This is a genomic window from Bradyrhizobium sp. 61 (assembly GCF_023073075.1).
Lineage (GTDB): Bacteria > Pseudomonadota > Alphaproteobacteria > Rhizobiales > Xanthobacteraceae > Bradyrhizobium > Bradyrhizobium barranii.
Map to the genome: position 1 here is coordinate 73929 of NZ_JADPIU010000070.1, position 20425 is coordinate 94353.

21 protein-coding genes are annotated in these 20425 nt (G+C 64.4%); 6 read left to right on the top strand and 15 right to left on the bottom strand.

Annotated elements, in window-relative coordinates; all coding sequences use genetic code 11:
- The first annotated feature begins 21 nt into the window (after positions 1–21).
- Entirely contained in the window at positions 22–1671 is a 1650-nt protein-coding gene (locus IVB46_RS27010; protein ID WP_247310294.1) for an acyl-CoA synthetase, read from the top strand.
- Positions 1672–1686: 15 nt separating this feature from the next.
- On the opposite strand, the gene IVB46_RS27015 is transcribed toward IVB46_RS27010, so the two are convergent.
- The 6 genes from IVB46_RS27015 to IVB46_RS27040 all read right to left on the bottom strand — a co-directional run bounded on the left by IVB46_RS27015 (position 1687) and on the right by IVB46_RS27040 (position 8400).
- Positions 1687–2484, bottom strand: coding sequence for an MBL fold metallo-hydrolase (locus tag IVB46_RS27015; protein ID WP_247310292.1), 798 nt, complete (start codon positions 2482–2484; stop codon positions 1687–1689).
- A gap of 13 nt (positions 2485–2497) precedes the next feature.
- Positions 2498–3274, bottom strand: a complete 777-nt coding sequence (locus tag IVB46_RS27020) for a TatD family hydrolase (RefSeq protein ID WP_071913917.1) — start codon at positions 3272–3274, stop codon at positions 2498–2500.
- Positions 3275–3286: 12 nt separating this feature from the next.
- On the bottom strand, positions 3287–5296 hold the full coding sequence (metG, locus tag IVB46_RS27025; RefSeq protein ID WP_247310289.1) for a methionine--tRNA ligase: 2010 nt from the start codon (positions 5294–5296) through the stop codon (positions 3287–3289).
- Positions 5297–5405: 109 nt separating this feature from the next.
- The gene (locus IVB46_RS27030; protein WP_063983292.1) at positions 5406–6452 is read right to left on the bottom strand and encodes a DNA polymerase III subunit delta'; all 1047 of its coding nucleotides are present in this window, start codon (positions 6450–6452) and stop codon (positions 5406–5408) included.
- Positions 6449–7135, bottom strand: coding sequence for a dTMP kinase (gene tmk / locus IVB46_RS27035; RefSeq protein WP_247310288.1), 687 nt, complete (start codon positions 7133–7135; stop codon positions 6449–6451). The genes IVB46_RS27030 and tmk overlap by 4 nt, the downstream gene beginning before the upstream one ends.
- A 2-nt stretch (positions 7136–7137) precedes the next feature.
- Positions 7138–8400, bottom strand: coding sequence for a D-alanyl-D-alanine carboxypeptidase family protein (locus IVB46_RS27040; RefSeq protein WP_247310287.1), 1263 nt, complete (start codon positions 8398–8400; stop codon positions 7138–7140).
- Between the two features lie 152 nt (positions 8401–8552).
- Between IVB46_RS27040 and IVB46_RS27045 the strand changes: the two genes are divergently transcribed.
- Positions 8553–9509: an alpha/beta hydrolase gene (locus tag IVB46_RS27045; RefSeq protein ID WP_247310284.1), complete on the top strand. Its 957-nt coding sequence runs from the start codon at positions 8553–8555 to the stop codon at positions 9507–9509.
- Here the strand turns inward: IVB46_RS27045 and IVB46_RS27050 are convergent.
- The 4 genes from IVB46_RS27050 to IVB46_RS27065 all read right to left on the bottom strand — a co-directional run bounded on the left by IVB46_RS27050 (position 9506) and on the right by IVB46_RS27065 (position 11815).
- A complete protein-coding gene (locus tag IVB46_RS27050; protein ID WP_247343831.1) occupies positions 9506–10033 on the bottom strand; it encodes a GNAT family N-acetyltransferase in 528 nt (175 codons plus the stop codon). The genes IVB46_RS27045 and IVB46_RS27050 overlap by 4 nt on opposite strands.
- Before the next feature lie 10 nt (positions 10034–10043).
- On the bottom strand, positions 10044–10592 hold the full coding sequence (locus IVB46_RS27055) for a tail fiber protein (protein ID WP_247310280.1): 549 nt from the start codon (positions 10590–10592) through the stop codon (positions 10044–10046).
- 40 nt (positions 10593–10632) lie between these two features.
- Positions 10633–11160 (bottom strand): tail fiber protein, encoded by a 528-nt coding sequence (locus IVB46_RS27060; protein ID WP_208086837.1) that lies wholly within the window; start codon positions 11158–11160, stop codon positions 10633–10635.
- 109 nt (positions 11161–11269) lie between these two features.
- Positions 11270–11815 (bottom strand): tail fiber protein, encoded by a 546-nt coding sequence (locus IVB46_RS27065; protein ID WP_063983286.1) that lies wholly within the window; start codon positions 11813–11815, stop codon positions 11270–11272.
- A gap of 584 nt (positions 11816–12399) precedes the next feature.
- Here IVB46_RS27065 and IVB46_RS27070 point away from each other — a divergent pair.
- Complete coding sequence (locus tag IVB46_RS27070) at positions 12400–15570, top strand: IPT/TIG domain-containing protein (RefSeq protein WP_247310279.1); 3171 nt, start codon at positions 12400–12402, stop codon at positions 15568–15570.
- A gap of 66 nt (positions 15571–15636) precedes the next feature.
- Here the strand turns inward: IVB46_RS27070 and IVB46_RS27075 are convergent, their stop codons facing one another.
- Positions 15637–16569: a septal ring lytic transglycosylase RlpA family protein gene (locus tag IVB46_RS27075; RefSeq protein WP_247310277.1), complete on the bottom strand. Its 933-nt coding sequence runs from the start codon at positions 16567–16569 to the stop codon at positions 15637–15639.
- An 804-nt stretch (positions 16570–17373) separates the two neighbouring features.
- On the opposite strand from IVB46_RS27075, the gene IVB46_RS44925 reads away from it, so the two are divergent.
- Entirely contained in the window at positions 17374–17502 is a 129-nt protein-coding gene (locus tag IVB46_RS44925) for a hypothetical protein (RefSeq protein ID WP_256468647.1), read from the top strand.
- Positions 17503–17533: 31 nt separating this feature from the next.
- On the opposite strand, the gene IVB46_RS27080 is transcribed toward IVB46_RS44925, so the two are convergent.
- Positions 17534–17824: a hypothetical protein gene (locus IVB46_RS27080; protein ID WP_071913898.1), complete on the bottom strand. Its 291-nt coding sequence runs from the start codon at positions 17822–17824 to the stop codon at positions 17534–17536.
- Between the two features lie 162 nt (positions 17825–17986).
- Here IVB46_RS27080 and IVB46_RS27085 point away from each other — a divergent pair, with 162 nt between their 5' ends.
- Complete coding sequence (locus tag IVB46_RS27085; protein ID WP_063983282.1) at positions 17987–18577, top strand: TIGR00645 family protein; 591 nt, start codon at positions 17987–17989, stop codon at positions 18575–18577.
- Between the two features lie 18 nt (positions 18578–18595).
- Here the strand turns inward: IVB46_RS27085 and IVB46_RS27090 are convergent, their stop codons facing one another.
- Positions 18596–18916, bottom strand: coding sequence for a DUF1476 domain-containing protein (locus tag IVB46_RS27090; RefSeq protein ID WP_063986370.1), 321 nt, complete (start codon positions 18914–18916; stop codon positions 18596–18598).
- A gap of 261 nt (positions 18917–19177) precedes the next feature.
- Between IVB46_RS27090 and IVB46_RS27095 the strand changes: the two genes are divergently transcribed.
- A complete protein-coding gene (locus IVB46_RS27095) occupies positions 19178–19402 on the top strand; it encodes a hypothetical protein (RefSeq protein ID WP_247310275.1) in 225 nt (74 codons plus the stop codon).
- Between the two features lie 58 nt (positions 19403–19460).
- On the opposite strand, the gene IVB46_RS27100 is transcribed toward IVB46_RS27095, so the two are convergent.
- A complete protein-coding gene (locus tag IVB46_RS27100) occupies positions 19461–19652 on the bottom strand; it encodes a hypothetical protein (RefSeq protein ID WP_028153368.1) in 192 nt (63 codons plus the stop codon).
- A 115-nt stretch (positions 19653–19767) separates the two neighbouring features.
- Positions 19768–20415, bottom strand: a complete 648-nt coding sequence (locus tag IVB46_RS27105) for a DJ-1/PfpI family protein (RefSeq protein WP_247310273.1) — start codon at positions 20413–20415, stop codon at positions 19768–19770.
- Between the last annotated feature and the right edge of the window lie 10 nt (positions 20416–20425).

The window sequence follows — 20425 nt, forward strand, 5'->3', positions numbered from 1 at the left end:
CGCGGCGTCAAGGAGGGTTCGATGAGCGAGCGGCAGAACCAGTACAATATCGGCCTCGACAAGACCCCCGCCAACTACGTTCCGCTGAGCCCGCTGAGCTTCCTCGCACGCAGCGCCGCCGTCTATCCCAACCATGTCAGCACGGTCTATGAGGGCCGCAGCTTCACGTGGCGCGAGACGCATGAGCGCTGCAAACGATTTGCGTCCTGGCTCGGCGGCAAGGGCATCGGCGTCGGCGATACCGTCGCGGCGATGCTGCCGAACATTCCGGCGATGAACGAGGCGCACTTCGCCGTCCCCATGACCGGCGCCGTCCTCAATGCGCTCAACATCCGTCTCGATGCGCCTTCCATCGCGTTTCAGCTCGATCACGGCGGCGCCAAGATCATCCTGGTCGATCCGGAGTTTTCGACTGTCATCACCGACGCGCTCGCGCAGATGAAGGGCCCGAAGCCGTTCGTCGTCGACGTCGACGACGCCGCTTTCAAGGGCGGCAAGCGCATCGGCGAGATCGAGTATGAGGCGGCGGTCGCGCAAGGCGACCCGGACTTCGCGGCGATCCCGCCGGGCGACGAATGGGACGCCATCGCGCTGAGCTATACCTCGGGCACCACGGGCAATCCCAAGGGCGTCGTCACCCATCATCGCGGCGCCTACCTCAACGCCGTCAGCAACATCCTCGCCGGCCAGCTCGGCCAGCATCCGGTCTATCTCTGGACGCTGCCGATGTTCCACTGCAACGGCTGGTGCTTCCCCTGGACCATCGCGGCGGCCGCCGGCATCAATGTCTGCCTGCGCAAGGTCGAGCCGACAAAAATCTTCGAGCTGATCAAGCAGCACGGCGTCACCCACATGTGCGGCGCGCCGATCGTCTACAACACGCTGATCAACGCACCCGACGCGCCGAAGGGCGGTGCCGCGCGCCGCGTCGTCGGCCTGATCGCCGGCGCTGCGCCGCCGGTCGCGGTGCTCGAAGGCGCAGAAAACATCGGCATCAGGCTCACGCACGTCTACGGCCTGACCGAGGTCTACGGCCCCGCCTCCGTCTGCGCCGAGCAACCCGGCTGGGACGATCTGCCCGCCGCCGAGCGCGCCAGCATGAAGCGGCGGCAGGGCGTGCCCTACCCGCTCGAGGAAGGCGTCACCGTCATCAATCCGCAGACGATGCAGGAGGTGCCCCGCGACGGCGAGACCATTGGCGAGGTCATGTTCCGCGGCAACATCGTGATGAAGGGCTACCTCAAGAACGAGAAGGCGACGAAGGAAGCCTTCGAGGGCGGCTGGTTTCACACCGGCGACCTCGGCGTGCTCGACGAGCACGGTTACGTCATCATCAAGGATCGCTCCAAGGACATCATCATTTCCGGCGGCGAGAACATTTCCTCCGTCGAGGTCGAGGACATCCTCTACAAGCATCCGGCCGTGCTGTTCGCAGCCGTCGTCGCAAAGCCCGATCCGAAATGGGGCGAGGTGCCCTGTGCCTTCGTCGAGCTGAAGGACGGCGCCAGCGCGACCGAAGCCGAGATCATCGCCTTCTGCCGCACGCATATGAGCGGCTTCAAGACGCCGAAGGCGGTCGTGTTCGGACCGATCCCGAAGACCTCCACGGGCAAGATCCAGAAATTCCTGCTGCGTAACGAGGTCGGCTCGTCGAAGGCGATCTCGGCCTGAACCGAGCCGGCGCGATCAGTGCGTGTCGAGCCGCATGCCGTCATAGGCCGGCACCACGCCCGCCGGCAGCGATTGCCGGATCACCTCGTAATCGACGTCGGCCGTCATGTTGGTGATGACGGCGCGCTTGGGCTTGAAGCGCTCGATCCAGGACAGCGCATCGTTGATGCTGAAATGGCTGGAATGCTGGGTGTAGCGTAAGCCGTCGACGATCCAGAGATCGAGATTCTCCAGCGCGCCCCAGCTCTCGCGCGGGATGTCGTTGAGGTCGGGCGTGTAGGCGGCATTGCCGATGCGATAGCCGAGCGCGGGGATCTGGCCGTGCTGGACCAGGAAGGCGGTCATGGTCACGTCGCCGCCCTTGCCGCTGATGGTCCGGCTTTCGCCGGCCTCGATCGAATGCCGGTGCAGGATCGGCGGGTAGTCGCTGCCCTCGGGCGAGATGAAGCAATAGGAGAACCGCGCCATGATGTCTTTCGCGGTCGACTGGTTGAAATAAACCGGAATGCGCTTGCGCATGTGGAGCACGACGGAGCGCAGATCGTCCATGCCGTGGGTCTGGTCGGCATGCTCATGAGTCAGGAACACCGCGTCGATGTGGTCGACATTGGTATCGATGAGCTGCTCGCGCAGGTCGGGCGAGGTGTCGATCACGATGCGCGTGGTGCCGTGGTGTGATGTCTGCTCGACGAGCAGCGAGCAGCGGCGGCGGCGGTTCTTTGGATTGTTGGGATCGCAGGCGCCCCAGCCGAGTGCCGGGCGCGGCACGCCGGCGGAGGAGCCGCAGCCCAGGATCGTCAGCGTCAGCGTCATGCGGCTCCCAGTCCTAAGATTTCACCTTGGAGAACAGGCGGAAGAAGTTTTCGGTGGTCTGGCGTGAGACCTCATCGAGCGACACGCCGCGCGTTTCGGCGAGCACCTTGGCGACCTCGACCACATAGGCCGGCTCGTTGCGTTTGCCCCGGAACTTGCCGGGCGCAAGATAGGGCGAGTCTGTTTCAACCAGAATACGGTCCGACGGCAGTTCAGCCGCAAGCGCGCGCAGGGTCTCCGATTTCTTGAAGGTCAGGATGCCCGTGAAGCCGATATAGAGCCCCAGCGACACCGCCTTCAGCGCCAGTTCGCGCCCGCCCGTGTAGCAATGCAGCACGGCGCGAAACGATCCCTTGGCAGCTTCCTCCTCCAGGATGCGGCCGCAATCCTCGTCCGCCTCGCGGGTGTGGATCACCAGCGGCAGGCCGGTCGCACGAGCCGCGGCGATGTGGGCGCGAAAGCCCCTCGCCTGCGCCTCCGGCGCGCCGTTGTCGTAGAAATAGTCGAGCCCGGCCTCGCCGAGGGCCACGACCTTGGGATGCCCGGTCAACCCGATCAGCTCGTCCGGCGAGATGCCGTCTTCCTCGTCCGCGTTGTGCGGATGGGTGCCGACCGAGCAGTAGACGTCGTCGTAGCGCTCAGCGATGGCCAGAAGCTGATTGAGCTTTCGCACCCGCGTGGAGATCGTGACCATACGGCCGATGCCGGCCGCACGTGCACGCGAGACGATCCCGTCGAGATCTTCCGCAAAGTCCGGAAAATCCAGATGGCAGTGGCTGTCGACCAGCATCGCCCGAACGCCCTAGGCCGCCGGCTCGATGTAGCGCGGGAATGCCGGTGTCGGCGCCGGTAGCGTCGAGCCTGGCGCGATCCGTTTGGCGCCCCCGAGCATCGCGAAGTTCCGCTCGCCCGCGGGAATGCCGAGGCTGTCGAGCAGCAAGCCCGAGGCAGTCGGCATCGCCGGCTGGGCCAGGATCGCGATCTGGCGCACGACTTCGGCGGTGACATAGAGCACCGTCTTCTGCCTGACAGGATCGGTCTTGGCGAGCGCCCACGGCGCCTCGCCCGCGAAATAGCGGTTGGCCTCCGCGACCACGGCCCACACGGCGTTGAGCCAGTGATGGATCTGCTGCGTCGCCATCGCTTCGCGCGATGCGGCGATCATGCTGTCAGCCATCGCCAGAATCGCCTTGTCGTTGTCGCTGAACACGCCCGGCTCCGGCAGCACGCCGCCGAGCTGCTTGGCGATCATCGACAGCGAACGCTGCGCTAGGTTGCCGAGGTCGTTGGCGAGATCGGCATTGATGCGCGCGACGATGGCTTCGTGGTTGTAGTTGCCGTCCTGGCCATACGAGACCTCGCGCAGGAAGAAATAGCGCATCTGGTCGACGCCATACTGGTCGGCAAGATTGAAGGGGTCGACGACATTGCCGACCGACTTCGACATCTTCTCGCCCCTGTTGAACAGGAAGCCATGGGCATAGACCCTCTTCGGCAGCGAAATGCCGGCCGACATCAGGAATGCGGGCCAGTAGACCGCGTGGAAGCGGATGATGTCCTTGCCGATGATGTGCACGTCGGCCGGCCAGTAGCGCCAGTTCTTGTCGCTCTCGTCGGGGAATCCGACGCCGGTGATGTAATTGGTCAGCGCGTCGACCCAGACATACATCACGTGCTCTTCGTCGCTGGGCACTTTCACGCCCCAATCGAAGGTCGTGCGCGAGATCGAGAGATCGCGCAGGCCGCCGCGTACGAAGCTCACCACCTCGTTCTTGCGCGAGTCCGGGCCAATGAATTCAGGATGATCTTCGTAGAGCTTCAGAAGCTTGTCCTGATAGGCCGACAGGCGGAAGAAATAGCTCTTCTCCTCGACCCATTCGACTGGCGTGCCTTGCGGGCCGAGGCGCACGCCGTCGTCGTTCAGGCGCGTCTCGTCCTCGGCGTAATACGCCTCGTCGCGCACCGAGTACCAGCCGGCATAGCTGTCGGCGTAGATGTCGCCGTTCGCTTCCATGCGCCGCCAGATCTCCTGGCTGGAGCGATGGTGCTGCTCTTCGGTGGTGCGGATGAAGCGGTCGAACGACACGTTCAGACGCTCGTCCATGTCCTTGAAGCGGCCAGCATTGCGGGTCGCGAGCGCGGACGGGGTCAGACCCTCGTTCTGCGCGGTCTGGACCATCTTCTGACCGTGCTCGTCGGTGCCGGTCAGGAAGAACACGTCCTTGCCGTCGAGCCGCGCGAAGCGCGCCAGCACGTCGGCCGAGATCGCCTCATAGGCGTGGCCGATATGCGGGCTGCCGTTGGGATAGGCGATGGCGGTCGAGATGTAGAAGACGTTGTCGCGCGCGGGCGCAGCAACGGGAGTTGCGGCTTGCGGAGCGGCGACGGGCCTCAGTGCGGGCGGCGCCTCAGGCTTCGACACCTTCGGCTTCGACACCTTGGGCTTCACAACCTTCGGCGGCGTGGCGACGGGAGCCGGTGCGACGGTCACGGCAGGCGCAGTCACTTTCGTTTTCTTGGCGGCCTTCTTCGCGGGAGCCTTGCTCTTCGCCGGAGACTTGGCTGCCTTTTTGGCCGCTTTCTTCACCGCCTTCTTGGCGACGACCTGCTTCTTCGCAGCCTTCTTGCCGGCCTTCTTTGTCGTCTTCGCAGCGCTCTTCTTCACGCCCTTCTTGGCGGCAGCCTTCTTGGTCTTCTTGACCTTCTTGGCAGCTTTGCGCGCGAGCGCCTTCACGGCCTTCTTCACGGCCTTGTTGGCAGCCTTCTTCTTGCTGCTCTTGCCCCTGGCGGTTTTCTTAGCTCGCGTGGCCACGACGAATTCCTTTACCGGCTTCTCGAAATTTGGAAACGAACCTGCGTTAGGTCATTATTTGGAGCATGATCCTGTCGGAAAATCGCTGCACACTTTTCCGGATCATGCTCTAGCGCGTTGCGTCCGCCAGCCAGCCGAACACCGAGAAAACCAAGGGCTTTCGCTCCAGATTGTAGGTTTCGGTGTCGCGCGCGGCGCGGACGATCTTTTCCCATACCTCAGCTAGGCGCGCAAGGCGCGGCAGATTCTGGTTGGCATTGGCCTCGTCGGAGTGCAGGCGTTCCGCAATCCAGCGATCGATGCCGTCGATGAAGGCCGCCAGCGCGACTCGATCGCTGGTGCCGAGCGAATCGCCAAGCGTGTGCAATTCGCGCGGATCGACCTGTGGCAGGCGCGCGAGCAGCGCCGCCGTGCGCTGCTGCAGCTTCAGGGCATCGCCGCCGAGCAGCGTCAGCGCCCGCGCGACACTGCCCTCGGAGGCCTCCGCGGCCTCGCGCAGCGCCGGATCGTTCGGATCGAGGTCAGCCGTCGAAGCTGCGGCGCCGATCACATCATCCGTGTCGAGCGGGCGCAGGCGCAGCTTGCGGCAGCGCGACTGGATCGTGGCGAGCACACGCGCCGGCGCGTGGCTGACCAGGAGGAACAGCGATTGCTGCGGCGGTTCCTCGAGGATCTTCAGCAGTGCGTTGGCGGCATTCGGATTGAGCTCGTCGACGGTGTCGACGATGCAGACGCGCCAGCCTTCTGCCGCGGCAGTCGAGCCGAAGAAACCGATCGTCTCCCGCGTCTCGTCCACGGTGATCACCGTGCGCATCACGCCGCGGTCGTTGGCGGTGCGTTCCAGCGTCAACAGCCCGCCATGCGAGCTGGCCGCAACCTGCCGCGCCACGGCGTTATCAGGATCGATCGCGAGGGTCTCGGCGCGCTGCACGGACGGCGCCAGCGGCTGGCCGTTGGAAAGCACGAAGCGCGCCATGCGATAGGCCAGCGTCGCCTTCCCGATCCCCTGCGGCCCGCCGATCAACCAGGCATGCGGAATGCGCCCGCTGCGATAGGCCGCGAGCAGCGCCGTCTCGGCCTCGCGATGGCCGAACAGAAGGCTCGTCTCGCGCGGATGCGGAATGGCGGTTTCGCGTTCGGCCTGGCGCGGGCTCATAGGGAAACCACCGATGCAGGGGTTGGGAGAAGACGGTCGCGCAGCGCCGTCCAGACTCGTCCAGCAACCGTGTCGGGATCGGAATTGGCATCGATCAGGACGCAACGGCCGGGATCGTCCTCGGCGATCTTGCGATAGGCCTCGCGCAGGCCCTGGTGGAAGCTGAGCTGCTCGCCCTCGAACCTGTCAGGTGTGCCGCTACCACGGCGCGCGGCGGCGCGCTGCAATCCAATCTCGACCGGCAAATCGAGGATGAGGGTGAGGTCCGGCTTGAGATCGCCGATCGTGACCCGCTGCATCGCGTTGATCAGGCCCATCGGCACGCGGCCGAGGCTGCCCTGATAGGCCCGCGTCGAGTCGGCGAAGCGGTCGCACAGCACCCAGGCGCCCCGATTGAGCGCAGGCTGGATCACGGTGCGGACATGGTCGTCGCGGGCAGCCGCGAACAGCAGCGTCTCGGCTTCGGGCCCGAGCAGCTTGCCCATCCCCGACAGCACCAGGTGGCGCATGATCTCGGCACCCGGCGAGCCGCCGGGCTCGCGCGTGACGAGGGTCCGCATCCTGGCCGCAGTGAGGCGGTCGGCGAGCTTCTTGATCTGGGTCGACTTGCCGGTGCCCTCGCCGCCTTCAAAGGTGATGAAGCGTCCGCGTCCGGACGGTCGCTGTGCTGCGCTCTCACTCATGATCAGAGCTTCTCGGCGCCCGCGCGGAACATGCCGATCACGAGCTCGCTGGCACCGTCGATGGCGCGGCGCATGGTCGAGCCGGTGCCGATCGCTTCGGCGGCATAGACGGGCGTCTCCACCGCGATATTGCCGCTGCGCCAGACCTTGACCACGCCGACCTTCTGGCCGGCTTCGATCGGCGCGCGCACCGGTCCGCTATAGACGATGCGCGCAATCAGCTTGTCGCTGCCGTTCTTGTGCACCATCACCTTGACGGGCGTCTTGGCGACGAGCTTGACCGAGCGGCTCTCGCCGCCAAACACTTTTGCGTAGCCCACCTGTTGGTCGGCCGCGATCAGTGTGCGGGTCTCGAAATTGCGAAAGCCCCATTCCAGCATCTTCTTGGCTTCGGTGGCCCGATCCTCAGGATCTTCCAGGCCATTGACAACCACGATCAACCGCGTGCCGTTCTGCACGGCCGAGCCGACCATGCCGTAGCCGCCCTCCTTGGTGTAGCCGGTTTTCAGACCGTCAGCGCCTTCCATCGAATTGAGCAGAGGATTGCGGTTGGGCTGGCGGATCTTGTTCCAGGTGTACTCCTTCTCGCCGAACAGTTTGTAGAATTCGGGGAAGTCGAGAATGATGTGGCGCGCGAGGACGCCGAGCTCGCGCACCGTCATCTTGTTGCCGGGATCGGGCAGGCCGTTGGAATTGCCGAAGGTCGACTTCGTCATGCCGAGCTCGCGGGCACGCTTGGTCATGAAGTCGGCGGCAAAGATCTTCTCATTGCCGGCAATGCCCTCGGCCAGCGCGATGCAGGCGTCATTGCCGCTCTGGATGATCGCGCCATGCAGGAGGTCGTCGACCGAAACCTTGCTGTTGATGGCGGCGAACATGGTCGAGCCGCCCGAGGGCGCCCCGCCCTTGCGCCAGGCGTTCTCGCTGATCCGGTACTCGTCGGTCGGCTTGATGTCGCCCTTCTTGATGGCGTTGAAGACGACTTCGGCCGTCATCAGCTTCATCATGCTGGAGGGCGCACGCAGCTCGTCGGCGTTCTTCTCGAACAGCACGCTGCCGCTGGAAGCCTCGATCAGGATCGCGGTGGGGGCGTCGCCATCGAAGCCGGAATCCTCGGTTTTCTTGGCACCCTGGATGCTCTGATTGGCGGCGTAGAGTGCCCCGCCCCAGCCGATGCCCGCCACCAGAACCGCCGCGATCAGCCCGCGCGCCAGCGCACCGGCAGAAAACCGGGTGCGACGGAGCGGAAAAAGACGAAATGCCATGGCGAAGCCCTGAGAGCGGCGTTCTAACAGCAGGAACCGGTGCGAACAACACGGGGCTGGCCGCCGAACCCGAGATTGCACGATTCTCGGCGCGCCCCTATCGTGGCACCTGATATTTCCCGACCAAACCCCTGAAACAAGGCGGAAAAGCGATGTTGTCCACCCGCGTGATCAAGGCCAACGGGATCGACCTGTTCATCCGCGAGGCCGGCCAGGGTCCGCTGGTGGTGCTGTGCCACGGCTGGCCCGAGCTATCCTACTCCTGGCGCCACCAGATCCCGGCGCTGGCGGACGCCGGTTTCCACGTCGTCGCCCCCGACATGCGCGGCTACGGCCAGAGCGCGGCGCCGGCGGACGTCGCCGCCTACTCGATCTTCGACACGGTCGGCGACATCGTTGGCCTCGTGCACGCGCTCGGCGAGAGCAAGGCGATGGTGGTCGGCCACGACTGGGGCGCGCCGGTCGCCTGGCACGCGGCGTTGTTCCGGCCCGACATCTTCACGGCGGTGGCGGGCCTGAGCGTGCCGCCGCCATTCCGCGGCCGCGGCAAGCCGCTCGATCTGCTGCGCCAGGGCGGCGTCACCAATTTCTACTGGCAGTATTTCCAGACGCCCGGCGTCGCCGAGGCCGAGTTCGAGCGTGACATCGCCCGCACCATGCGCATCGTACTCGGCGGGCGCGGCCTTGCCGATCCCAGCGCCGCGATGTTCGTCCAGGAGGGCAAGGGCTTTCTCGGTCACGCGCTCGCCGAGGAGCCGCTGCCCAACTGGCTCAGCGAGGCTGACCTCGCCTATTTCACCGAAAGCTTCCGCAAGTCCGGCTTCCGCGGCGGGCTGAACTGGTACCGTAACCTCGACCGCAACTGGGAGCTGACGGCGCCCTGGCAGGACGCGCAGATCCATCAGCCGTCGCTCTTCATTGCCGGCTCCAAAGACGCCGTCATCACCGGCCTGATCGGCGCCAAGCGCGTCAACGAGCTCGAGCGCGTGCTGCCCAATCTGACGCGGAAGCTGATCATCGAGGGCGCCGGCCATTGGGTCCAGCAGGAACGGTCCGACGAGGTCAATGCTGCGCTGCTGAAGTTCCTGCGCGAGGTGACTGTGCGTTAGGCGAGACCCTTTTTCATCGCTATATGGGCGGCGCCCGCCTGCCCGGTCTCGGCAAATCCTCGCCGCAGGTAAAGCCTATGCGCGGCCGAATTGTCCGCGAGCACCGAGAGGGTCAGCGCGCCGAGACCTTGCTGCCGTGCGCTCGCTTCGAGCGCGTCGAGGATCTTCGTGCCGGCGCCGCGACCGCAATCGGCCGGCAGCAGCGCGATGTCGATGATGTGCCAGTGCTCGCTTTCGCAATGAAGCAGCAGCCGGCCGATCGCGGCCGCGTCCTGTGTGACGATCAGCGAGATCGCCCCCGGAAACTGCGCGGCATAGCCGGCCGCCTGGCTGCGGAACTGTTGCGCGATGATCTGGCCGACGATCGGCCCGGACAACCCGGTCGCGGTGAATTGCCCTGTCCGCACCTCCTCGAAGAGACGTCGGATGAACGGCTCGTCATTCGGGCCTGCGGGCCGAAGCCGAAGAGCCGGATCGTCCGGGACGATGTCGAGCGGCGCGCCGTCAATCATGCCGTCGCGCACTCAAGATTGTTCAGGAGCTGCCGAAAGCCGGAAAGATTCCCGCATAGGCGATACACCAGACGATCGCCTGGGTCGGCTGCATGTTGTCGTGCGGCAGGTTCTGCCCGGTGAGCGTGACGGCGCTTGGCACCAAGGTGAGACTGCCGGGTGGCGCCGTAAAGCCGGTGAAGTTCGGGTCGATCGCAACCGTGGTCCCCGCCGCGCCGGGACCTGCCGTAGCGCCTGTCGCGCTTTTGTCGCCGAGCTGCAGGGCGTGCGTGTGCCTCGCCATGTTGTCGCCGACCAGCGTCACCGTCGAACTGCCGACGGTCTCGCCGACGACATAATTTTGCAATCCCGGGCCTTGCCCCTGACCGATCGCGACCGAACCGTTCAGGTTCGGCAAGGCGAAATTGGTCGTGCCATTGCCGCCGTAATAGGTACCGATGAGTGCAAATAACGCACTGTGACCCTGAATTGGCAGGAGCTGGCCGCCGCACGGCAGCCAGGCGCTGTTGAAGCCGCCGACTGCAAAAGGAAACGTAAAAGCCTGGATTTCTCCGACGAACGGATCTGACATGTTGTCTTTCCTTGAGACTGAATACGGATGCGTGCGCAGCCTAACCGGACGAAGGGAAGACGCCCGCGTAGCAAATGCAGTAATTGGCAACCACGCTCGGCATCATGTTGTTGTGCCCGATGCTGTTGCCCGAAGTGGCGACGCAGGGGGCCATCGTGGAGTACGTCCCGGCGTTCGCAATCGGTGCGTAGAGTTCACCTGCTGACGCCGTGGCAAGATGAAGGGTCGGCCCGGGCGTTACATCCGTTGCCGTCACGGTCGAGGACATCAGCGCATGACTGTGGGTCGGCATTTCGGCTTCGATCAGGGTGTGGTTCTCCTCACCCCCGGGCTGGCCCAGCGTATAGTTCGGAAGGCCTGTCCCCTGTCCCTGTCCGATCGGCACACGGCCGCGTAGATCGGGAAGGTTGAACGTGTTGACGCCATCGCCGCCATAGGTGGTGCCGATCACGGCGTAAAGCGTCTCAAACTGGGCAATCGAGACCGACTGTCCATTGCAGGCGAACCAGCCGTCCGGCACCCGCGGAAAGCCAAACAACCTGATCTCGCCGATAAACGGATCTGCCATCGCATATGATCCTTGGTGTGCGCCCGTTCCGATCCGATCGGCGAATGCGCGAATATGGGAAAATTGAAGTGGACGGATTACGTTTGCGAAAATGCGGCCGTGCAGCCGCTCAGCTTCGCGACGGAAAAATCCCCTGCGTCGCGATCAGATAGCTGATCGTGAGATAGGGCTGCATGTTGTTGTGCTGCTGGTTGCCGCCTTCGTTCACCAGATTGGTGGCGGTCGCCAATGGCGTGTCGCCGCTCCCGGCTGCGGCAAAAATCTTCGTCGGATTGGTCGCCGGCAGTGAGTTTGTCGCGAAGACGTTGCCTGTGGGAGGGACGCTCCCGCGTCCGCCTCCTCCGACCGCTGCGGACACTTGAATGAGATGATTGTGGGCCGGGAGCTGCTGCACATTGAGGCTGGCCATATACGATCCGCCGGTCATGCCCACGGGATATTGGCCGGCGCCACTCGAGCCGAGGATCGCGCGACCGCGCAGATCCGGGAGTGCAAACGTCGTCACTCCGTTGCCGCCATAATAGGTGCCGAGCAACGAGAACAGCGCGGAATTTTGCTGGATGGCCAGCAGCGCACCGTTACACAGCGCCCAACCTCTGGGAATCACTGCGCCCGCAAAAGGCATGATCTGTCCGAGAACCGGCTGTAACGGCATGACCCCTCCCCCAAAAATCAAACGACCCGTCGCGTGATGATGCAGACCACGACGGCGGCACTTAAATTAAAGAATGAATTTATTGCGGCCCACTCGCCGAGATTGTTGAACAGTCAGCGTTGACAGTCAAGCGCCAGCGCAACCATAAATTGATACGCCAAGCGTTTCCGTCGATTGCCATCAAAGCACGCTTTTGTTGCCGCTATGCAACGGTTCGCCGCAAAGTAGTGCCCGCGACTTGGTTTCGGCAGTTTGGCTGGCTCGCTCGCTTGCGTTGCGCACCGCGTCCCGTCAAATGCACGCAACGATATAGGCGAATAATTTCACAATCAGGGATTTTAGGCGGATGCTCTATCGAGAGCTGCCGCTAAGGGGGGCCGGTGAGTCACGCAATTGCGGTGGCCATTCCAGAGATAATCGGGAAACTGGCGGTCCCGACACGCGATGGTGAAGCTAAGCCTTCGCGGATATTGCGCTCTCTCTGGCGGGCGGCTCAACGCATCTGCATCGCGGCCGTCGTGATGCTCGGCGCGATGGCAGCGGCGAACGCGGCTTGCGATCAAACGACGGATTCGACGTCGGGCGTGACCATCAACTTCACGTCGGTCGGTCAGATCTATCGCCTGTGTCTGACCGTCGGCGCAGCCGCGGCCGACGACTCGGTTGTATACGGCGTCTATTCCGTCGCGGGCACAGACGCCTTTTACAATGCACCGATCGCAAATTCGAGCGGCCATTCGGGCAGCCCACTGCTCACAGCGGCCGATTATAATCCGACCACGTCAAAGGCAACTTACACATTTCACCCAACGAACCCGAACCAAAACGGTCAATCCGCGAAGGCCGGCCAGGCCGAGATCGATATCACGCTGAACAGCAAGACAGGTAACGGACAGGACTCGATCATCCTGTATTACGCGCCGGGCTGCAGCGATTTCAACGTGGGCTGCTCCGGCAGTTCGATAGCAAACACCGCTTACACGTTCACGATCAATCTGCCCGTCCCCGCGCCGACCATCACTTCGATTACGCCGACTTCAGGCCCAGGTGGAGGTGGCACCAACGTGATCATCACTGGCACCAATTTCACAGGTGCGACGGCCGTGACGTTCGGGGCAACGGCCGCGGCCGGCTTCACGGTCAATTCGGCGACCCAGATCACTGCGACATCTCCGGCCGGGACTGGCACCGTGGATGTCCGAGTGACGACAGCCGGCGGCACGTCGGCCACCTCCGCCGCCGACCAGTTCACCTATGTCGCCACGCCAGCCGTCACGTCGCTTTCGCCGACGTCGGGGCCGGCGGCCGGCGGCACGGTGGTGACGATCACGGGCACCAATTTCACCGGCGTCACGGCCGTGTCATTCGGCGGGACGGCCGCGGCCGGCTTCACGTTCAATTCAGCGACCTCGATCACCGCAACCTCTCCGGCGGGGGCCGCCGGTGCTGTTGACGTCAGGGTCACGACGCCGGGCGGGACGTCCGCGATCTCGGCGGCTGATCAGTTCACCTATGCCGGCCCTCCCTCGATCACGTCGATTTCGCCGACAGGCGGCCCCCTGGGCGGCGGCACCATTGTCACGATCACCGGCGCCAATCTGTCAGGTGCAACGGCGGTGACATTCGGCGCCACGGCGGCGGCCGGCTTCACCGTCAATTCGGCAACCCAGATCACCGCGACATCGCCTGCCGGGGCCGGCACCGTGGACATCAGGGTAACGACGGTAGGCGGAACGTCGGCAATGTCCGCGGCGGATCAGTTCAGCTACGCCGCGACGCCGGCGGTGACGTCGGTTGCGCCGAATGCGGGCCTGCTCGCCGGCGGCACGTCGGTCACCATCACGGGCACCGCGTTGTCCGGAGCCACCGCGGTGAAGTTCGGCGCAACCAATGCGACCAGCTTCACTGTCAATTCGGCAACCTCGATCACCACGGTCTCGCCGGCCGGCGCCGGCACCGTCGATATCACCGTGACGACACCAGGCGGAACGTCCGCCACATCGGCATCGGACCAATTCAGCTACACGCCGGCACCAACGGTCGGCTCGATCTCACCGAGTTCCGGATCCGCGATCGGCAGCACCTCCGTGGCGGTCACGGGGACCGGATTCACCGGCGCCACCGCAGTGAAGTTCGGCGCCAACAACGCGACCAGCTTCACGGTGAACTCCGCAACGTCGATCACGGCAACCTCGCCGCCCGGCGCCGGCACGGTCGATGTCACCGTGACGACGGCCGGAGGGACGTCGTCCACCTCGGCGGCAGACAGGTTCACCTATCTGTCCGCAACGACCGCCACGACGCTCACCTCGTCGAAGAATCCGAGCAGTTACGGCGAGTCTGTAACGTTCTCGGCCAAGGTGAACAGCTCGGGCGGAACGCCGACGGGAACGGTCACTTTCAACGACGGCGGCACGCCGATCGGCACGTCTACCCTGTCGGCCGGTGTCGCCACCTTTGCCACGACCACGCTCGCCGTCGGCAATCACAGCATCACGGCAACCTACAACGGCAGTGTGGCCTTCAACGCCTCGACCTCGCCGGCTCTGAACCAGTCGGTCGACATTCCCGCCGACAGCGCCAAGCTGCGCGCCCTCCAGCTCAACGTCACCAAGATCGTGGCGCAGAGTTCGGGACAGGCGATCTCCGGTTCGATTGACACCGCGATTTCCGAAGGGTTCAACGACGGCGGGCAATACATCACGCCAGGCGCGGGCGGACTGCGCGTCAATTTCGCCGCCGCGCCCGACGGCGATGAGGACGACAAGCCCAAATCCGGTCAGCAGCCCGGTTCTCAAAGTTTGAACGCCTATTCGGGCGACGGCGGCCCCGGCCGGACCGGCGGCCGCGGGCGCGGCTCCTCGCGGATCGATGACGCCTTCGCCGCGATCGATCGGGCGGCTCCGACCAAGGCACCGGCTGCGCGCTTCAGGGAGCAGAAGGACTGGCTGTTCTGGATCGACGCGCGCGGCAGCGGCATCGATCAATGGGGCTCGTCCGGCAACATCGGTCAGGGTGCAACCCAGGCCACGCTCTTCGGCCAGCAGATCAACCTGCTGTCCGGACTGACCTACCGGGCGCGGCCCAATTTGCTGGTCGGTGTGACCGGCGGCTACGAGAACTTCAGCTACACCCAGACCGACATCAACGGAAAGCTGAAGGGCGACGGCTGGACCGTCGGCGCCTATCTCGGCTGGAAGATCATCCCGACGCTGCGTTACGACGTGGCCGTGACCTATTCCGGCATCGGCTATGACGGCACCGCCGGCACGGCCCAAGGCAATTTCAACGGCAATCGCTGGATATTCGCGACCGGCTTCACCGGCAGCTACAGCTGGGCCAATTTCAATATCGAACCATCGGCCAAGGTCTACGCGATCTGGGAGCGGGAAAACGCCTATGTCGACTCGCTCGGCACCCAGCAGGCGGCCCGCACCTTCTCGAGCGGCCGCGCGTCTGCCGGCAACAGGGTCTCCTACCCTATACCGTGGCTCGATAGCGTGCTGCTGGCGCCCTATGCCGGCGTCTTTGCCGACTATTACTTCACGCAGGACGATGCGGCCGCGATCGTTGCTGCGGGCGGCATCCCGCTCGCTTCGACACCATTGCTCCAGGGCTGGTCAGCCCGCATCACGGGCGGCATCGGCGCAAGGCTGGCGGGCGGCACCACGGTCGGCTTCGGCGCCGAACTCGGCGGCATCGGCAGCAACACGCAGATCTGGACGTTCACGGGACGCGCGCGCATCCCATTCTGATCCCTGGGCGCGACGACGGGCCAGCGGCGCTACGCCGCTCGCCGGATTTGCCGGCTTGGTACCTGCTTAGTAGAGGCCGCGGCCGCTCAGGATGCTGCGGGCCTCGGCGGCGCCGTCGGCCGATGACGGCGCGTTCTCGGTCGCGTAGCGGCCATCCTCGTCATAGGACACGGCGCGCGCGTTCTGGAGCGCCCGGCCCCGGCTGCGGCTGCGGCTCGAGGCCGACATCTCCGAGGTCGCGTTGAGCGACGCCATGTCGGCGGAGGTGTTGCCGAGATTGTAGGGCCGCCCCTCCGGCGTCGGAACCTCGCCGCGAATGGCGCCGCGGTTCGAGGACGGAAGCTCCGGCACGAAGGGCCTTGCCGAGGCAACCCGCACCATCGAGGGCGACGGCGCCGGGATCCCGGTGCGCAGGGTCGCCATCAGCTGGCGATCGTCGGAGCCTTCCAGCGGCGCCCGGCCAACGTATTCGACACGGACCTTGGCGATGCCATTGCCTTTGAATTCAAGGAGTTCAGCGGCTTTGTTCGAGACGTCGATCAGCCGGTTGCCGTGATAGGGCCCGCGGTCGTTGACGCGCACGATCAGCGATTTGCCGTTCGAGACATTGGTCACCCGCGCATAGGACGGCATCGGCAGGGTCGGATGCGCCGCTGTCAGCGAAGTCATGTCGAACACTTCGCCATTGGCGGTCAGGCGGCCGTGGAAATCGTCGCCGTACCAGGACGCCATACCCTCGGCGCGGTAGTTGACGTCCTCCTCCGGCACGTAGGTCCGACCGCCCACAACATAGGGCTTGCCGACGCGGTAGGTGCCGCCGCCTTTCGGAACCGGATCCCCAAACGCCACGACCCGCGGGCTCGAGGAGACGCCGTATTTCGGATCGACCCGGCTGGCGAACTTGTTCGAGGAGGCGCAATTGGCGAGCGCGAGGCAGGTCGCGACCGCGGCAACACCGCGTGCGGCCCGCAAAACCGAATCTGACCGTCGGATCCCCATGCGCCCCAAATACCACTTCGCCGGAGGCGTACCCAACCCGCTTTGGCTACGGGGGAGCGCTGTCCGGTCCCAAAATCCGAGGCGGCCCACCACCGCGTCGGAAGCAGTAAGGATAACGCAACCCGAACACGGCGGAAATGGGGAGCCCACAGCGTTCACGCCGGGATGGTAAACGGGGCGTTCGCTTCTCCCCGTTGATCTACGGAGCGCAGGCCCCCTGCTCTGTGCCACTCCTGGACATTCTGTTGCGCCAAATCCTCACTCCACCCCCATTGTCTTGTGGCTCACTGGAATTCTTTTGACTGTGCAAGGCCGCACGCGTTTTCTCGGTTGCAGGGGCGAACTGGAATTTGACGATGATCGAGACGGTTTCGGCACTGATGGGTCTGGTAAGCGCGGGGATCTTCCTGGCCCATGCGTTTGAAGGTTACCGCACGAGGGCCTGAGGGCATTCGCGCGGACGGCAAGGATCACCTCTTTCAAGACGGCACGTTCGGACAATCTTAATCGATCCGACCGAGCATCGAACACGAGAGCGGCAGGTGTCCCATGCGCAATCATGACTTCGTATCCGATGGCTTCCTGGCACTGACCGCCGGCGGCTTGTTTCTTCTCTGCTCGAGCCTGGTGGCACTGGCCTTCGCCTGAGCACCACCACCAGTCTCCTTCTTTGTAACCACAACTACACCGCGATGCAGCATACAGCGCTGTCCGGTATTGCCCTGCTCCCGTTTAGTTGATTGAATTTCTGCGTTCGGCGCCTCGACTCATTTCAAGAGGCCATCACCAACGAGGGTGACGCAAATGCTTGCTGAGAAATTTTTTCTGGTTCTGGAATCGCTGATCCGCGGCGACCGCACCTATCCCGACGGAAGCCCCCGGGTGATCAGCACCTCCTCGCACGTGCCGATGAAGCTGCCGAACCGGAAATAGCCGTCCCCCAAACTTCCGAATCACGCGCTGCTCAGCGCAGGCCCAATAGCGAGCGGCGATAAAGGCTGTCGCGGGCCTCGCTCAGGCAGACGAAGCTGCCGTCGAAACCCTGGCCATACCGCTTCTGGCCCTTGCCGTAGTAGATGCCTTTCCTGAAATCGAGCCAGACCACCTGGTCGTGCGGGCAATGACGTTGCGCCTGCGCCTCGTAGCGAAACGGCGTCAGCGGCGTCGCCGAGACCTCCGCGCCACCGGCGCCAACCACGATTGCGACGGCGACCGCGATGCCGCCGAGCCCTTTGCCGAAGCCGCTCCAAGACACCCCCGCCTCCCGATTCAAGCCCTGACTCTTTGGCCGTTCGGCACGGTAGCACGAGACTGCGCGATCTGTCGGCCGCAGCCGGCGGCTCGGCCGTCTTCCACCGGCCATCTTGTCGGGTTACATGGAAGCGAGATCATCTCAGCTCGCGAGGATGCTGCCTGAATGTCGGTTGAGCCTGGACCCGAGTCCGAACTGCGCACCGAACCCCGCCCGCCGTTGCCGCGTTTGGGCCTGCTGCCGATGATCATCTTCGGCTCGCGCTGGCTGCAACTGCCGCTCTATCTCGGACTGATCGTGGCGCAATGCGTCTACATCGTGCTGTTCCTCAAGGAGCTCTGGCATCTGTCCTGGCACGCGATCGATCTCACCGAGCAGCAGATCATGATGAGCGTGCTGGCGCTGATTGACGTCGTGATGATCTCCAATCTGCTCGTGATGGTGATCGTCGGCGGCTACGAGACCTTCGTCTCGCGGCTCGACCTCCAGGGTCATCCCGACGAGCCGGAATGGCTCGGCCACGTCAATGCGAGCGTCCTGAAGATCAAGCTCGCCATGGCCATCATCGGCATCTCCTCGATCGCGCTGCTGCGCACCTTCATCGAGGCCGGCAATCTCGGCTCGAACCGCGCCGGCTTCACCGAGACCGGCGTGATGTGGCAGGTCCTGATCCACATCACCTTCATCGCCTCGGCGATCGGCATTGCCTACGTCGACAGGCTCAGCGACTCCGGAATGCGCAAGCACGCCGAGTGAGGGCAACGGCCGGCCTTCTTATTGTTTGCTTGCTTCGAGCTGCGCGAGCGCCTGGTGCAGGCACTCCTGAAGCTTCTGCGCGACCTGCTCGCGCGCCACGCCCTTGGCGGCAAGATCGCCGGACACCTTGCCCACGACATCGTCGATGCTCTGGCTCTCCAGATTGTCTGTCACCAGCGCCGTTGCGTAGCTTGCCGCGGCGTCGCCGCTGAGCCCGAGCTGGCCCGCGGCCCAGAGCCCGAGCAGCTTGTTGGACCGGGCCGTGGCCTTGAACATGAATTCCTCGTCGTGGGCGAATTTGGCCTCAAAGCCCTGCTCGCGCTTGTCGAACGTGGTCATGGTCAGCTCCAATGCGTTTTCGCTGAGGAGAATCGGACTGGCTGGGAGCGAACGTCTCCGTGGTTCTCGTCAGTTTAGGATCATTTGAATCTTCCTCCCGGAAGGCAGAGGCCGTCAAGCCTGCGCGGTGGTGCGCTGCAGCCCGGGCGTGGGCACGGCACGCACCAGCGCCGCACCAGCCAAATCGGCTAGGCAGAGATGTTTACCGTCCGTTAAGCAGACTCGGCGCCGGATGGGCCGGGGGACATCGAGAGCTGACGCATGAACAAAGAGCTGCGGGAGTTTCGACGGCTTGAGCGGGTCTGCCTCGAGCAGGCCGCCCTCTCCACCATGGACCTCGCGCGAAGCGGGTTGCTCAAGGTCGCCGACGATTGTCGCATCGCGGCCGAAGCGATCGAGGCGCAAGCGCCCCGCGGCGCGTTCGCCGGCGCCGTCCAGGCGCTCAAGCTGGCTTTGAGCGCAAAGGCGATGTCCAACCGCCATTAGCTGCCGGTCTCCAGTTGGGAGATCGCCTCAGAAGATTGCGGGCGACGACCGCGTTCGGTCAGCCCTTCGCCTCGGCCGCTTCGCGCGCGAGCCGCTCGGCCCTCAGCCGTTCCTTATTGGCGTAAAACGCCTTCTGGGCCTCTTCGTGATCGCGCATGGCCTTTTCGGCCTCGATCCGGCGTGCGGCATCACGAGCCTGGCGCTGCTCAGGGGTCAAGGGTTTGCGTCGGAAGGAAAGGTCTTCGGTCATGCGGAGACAACGCGCAAGCAACGAAACGGTTCCATGAGTTGAACCCGGCAGTCGACGCGGCCGATTGAAGTATCAACATATCAGATAGTTAGATGATGCATTCGGTCGGCCGGACCTATTGCGTCGACCCCAGCGGCTTGACGCCTGTGAGCGGGCACTGCGGTGCCGCGGGAATCGCGCTGCGGACGGGCGGGTCCGGATAGTATTGGGTGTTCTGCTGAACCTCACGCGCCAGCTCCGTGCCTCCGAGCAGCGTGATCAACATCAGGGCCTCGTCGAGGCCCGCGGATATTCCGCCTCCGGTCAGGCGATTGCGATCCAGCACGAAACGCGGATGCCCGTCGGCAACCTTCACCTTCGGGAACAGCGTCGGGAAGCATTCCAGGAAAGCCCAGTGCGTCGTCGCCCAATGGTCGTCGAGAAGGCCCGATGCAGCGAACAGCATCGCCCCCTCGCAGACCGAGCACATGTACTTCGCACCAGCAGCCTGCCCGGTCAGAAACTGGACGTAGGTCCGGTGCGGATCGTTGATGATCTCGGTGAGCGCGACTGGATCGCCGCCGGGAATCCAGACGGCATCATATTGGGTGCACTCCGCAAAGGATTTTGCGACCTGGAACGGAAATCCCCGGTTGCGAAACCGTTTCATTCCCGGCTTTGCCGCGACGATCTCGACGTCGAAGTCGGCCCAGTCGAACATTTCGAAGGGACCGGCGACGTCGAGCATGTCGACGCCGTCGTAGACGGGAATGCCGATCTTCATCGCGCGTAAT